At 50.5% G+C, this 835-nt stretch carries 5 tRNA genes and 2 rRNA genes; all 7 read right to left on the bottom strand.

The annotated features are described in order from the left end of the window. Positions 1–58: 58 nt before the first annotated feature. Positions 59–135, bottom strand: a tRNA-Met gene (locus ACWJJ4_RS19865). Positions 136–142: 7 nt separating this feature from the next. After that, a tRNA-Val gene (locus ACWJJ4_RS19860) sits at positions 143–218 on the bottom strand. Between the two features lie 10 nt (positions 219–228). Continuing rightward, positions 229–300, bottom strand: a tRNA-Glu gene (locus ACWJJ4_RS19855). Between the two features lie 36 nt (positions 301–336). Then, a tRNA-Ser gene (locus ACWJJ4_RS19850) sits at positions 337–427 on the bottom strand. Positions 428–432: 5 nt separating this feature from the next. Then, positions 433–507, bottom strand: a tRNA-Asn gene (locus ACWJJ4_RS19845). A 9-nt stretch (positions 508–516) separates the two neighbouring features. Then, a 5S ribosomal RNA gene (gene rrf, locus ACWJJ4_RS19840) occupies positions 517–632 on the bottom strand. Positions 633–733: 101 nt separating this feature from the next. Next, positions 734–835 (bottom strand): 23S ribosomal RNA (locus ACWJJ4_RS19835); the annotation flags it as partial.

Raw genomic sequence — 835 nt, 5'->3', positions numbered from 1 at the left:
CGCGACCTCCTGCGTGACAGGCAGGCATTCTAACCAACTGAACTACCGGACCATTTTTTGGTTGCGGGGGCAGGATTTGAACCTGCGACCTTCGGGTTATGAGCCCGACGAGCTACCGAACTGCTCCACCCCGCGATGATAATGGTGGAGGATGACGGGCTCGAACCGCCGACCCTCTGCTTGTAAGGCAGATGCTCTCCCAGCTGAGCTAATCCTCCATCATATAAGTGACCCGTACGGGATTCGAACCCGTGTTACCGCCGTGAAAGGGCGGTGTCTTAACCGCTTGACCAACGGGCCCTGGTATTTTTTCGTTTGTTATGTATTGATAATTAGTGGCGGAGAGCAAGGGATTCGAACCCTTGAGACGGGGTTACCGCCTACACGATTTCCAATCGTGCTCCTTCGGCCACTCGGACAGCTCTCCATAAATGGCTCCGCAGGTAGGATTCGAACCTACGACCGATCGGTTAACAGCCGATAGCTCTACCACTGAGCTACTGCGGAATGAAGTCTGCCTGGCGATGTCCTACTCTCACAGGGGGAAACCCCCGACTACCATCGGCGCTGAAGAGCTTAACTTCCGTGTTCGGCATGGGAACGGGTGTGACCTCTTCGCCATCATCACCAGACGTTTTAGTGACATGTATTATTATACTATGTATTTCAGAAAAAGCAAGAGTTTTTTTGAAAAATTCTCTCAAAACTAGATAACAGTAAGCATACATTCAAATTGGTTAAGTCCTCGATCGATTAGTATCTGTCAGCTCCATGTGTCGCCACACTTCCACCTCAGACCTATCAACCTGATCATCTTTCAGGGATCTTACTTCCT

Source organism: Bacillus sp. JK62 (assembly GCF_053663455.1).
This window is presented reverse-complemented; position numbering and strand designations above follow the sequence as displayed.